This is a genomic window from Rhizobacter sp. P2_H2, assembly GCF_056403375.1.
Map to the genome: position 1 here is coordinate 1 of NZ_JBFUFP010001420.1, position 1,107 is coordinate 1,107.

The 1,107-nt window shown below is 73.3% G+C and carries 3 protein-coding genes; all 3 read right to left on the minus strand.

Translation table 11 applies throughout. The features are described from left to right. Positions 1 to 454: amidase family protein (locus tag AC1D15_RS33610; RefSeq protein ID WP_477829472.1), on the minus strand; the 454-nt coding region annotated here is incomplete at its 3' end. After that, positions 451 to 669 carry a DUF4089 domain-containing protein gene (locus AC1D15_RS33615; protein ID WP_477829473.1) on the minus strand — a complete coding sequence of 73 codons (219 nt, stop codon included), beginning with the start codon at positions 667 to 669 and terminating at the stop codon, positions 451 to 453. The genes AC1D15_RS33610 and AC1D15_RS33615, both read right to left, overlap by 4 nt. A 42-nt stretch (positions 670 to 711) precedes the next feature. Continuing rightward, the coding region (locus AC1D15_RS33620; RefSeq protein WP_477829474.1) for an allophanate hydrolase-related protein at positions 712 to 1,107 on the minus strand (396 nt) is incomplete at its 5' end.

Genomic DNA, 1,107 nt, shown 5'->3' on the forward strand with positions numbered 1-1,107 from the left:
GGTTGCGGCTCGGGCCGTAGTGGCTGTTCTCGGTGGTGAAGCCGTAGGCGAACTCGTCCATGTTCAGCGCGCCGACCAGCACCGCGCCGGCTGCGCGCATGCGCTCGACCAGCACCGCGTCGGCCGCGGCCGGCGGCTCGCCCTGGCGCACCTTGCTGCCGGCGCGCGTGGTCAGGCCCTCGATGTCGAACAGGTTCTTCACCGCATACGGCAGCCCGGCCAGCGCCGGCAGCACCTCGCCGCGCGCGCGCATCGCATCGACCGCACGGGCCTCGCGCACCGCGCGCTCGAAGGTGCCGTCGGTGAACGCGTTGACGCGTGCATCGCAGACCTCGATGCGCGCGATGCTGTGCTCGAGCGCCTCCTCGGCCAGCATCTCGCCGCTGCGCACCGCGCGCACGATCGACATGCCGGTCGTCATGCCACCCGCATGCGTGACCTGCCGCGCGGTCATGCAGGATCCTCGGCGGGAAACGGCGCCGGGCAGTAGACCTCGGCCGRCTCCAGCTCGGCGCCGAGCGGCAGCAGCCGCAGCGGCGCCACCATAGTGCGCGTGCGGGCCAGGTGCATCGCGACGCGCGCGACCTGCGCGTCGTCCAGCGGCAGCTCGAGCAGCTGTGCGCTGGCGCGCACGAAATCGACGATGTCGGATGGGGCGGTGTCGGTCATGGCGGGAGACCTCCTTGCGCGGGAGTGCTGCAAGGACCGTGCTCAGCCGAGTGAAGCCAGGAAGCCGCGCCAGCCGCCGTATGCGGTGATGTCCAGCGCGCTGCCGCCTGCTGCCACGCCGCGCGGCTCGCAGACGAAGCCGCGCTCCTGCGTGCCGTCGCCCAGTTCCACCGTGCCGAGCGCGAGCGGCGGGCCGACCATCTGCAGGAAGCTGCCGCCGTGCGCCGCGTCGATCTCCCACACCTCCACGTCGATCGCGCGACCCGCCTCGGGGCCGACATGCACCAGTGCGGGTCGCGTCGGCGCGTGGCCGGTCAGCGAATGCAGCCGGTACGCCGGCGCGGTGCGGGTGCGCCGCAGCAGCCGGCCGGCGCGTTCGGTCAGCTGCCAGTTCAGCGCGAGCCCGCTCATGTGCGCGCCGACGACGACCAGCCGCAG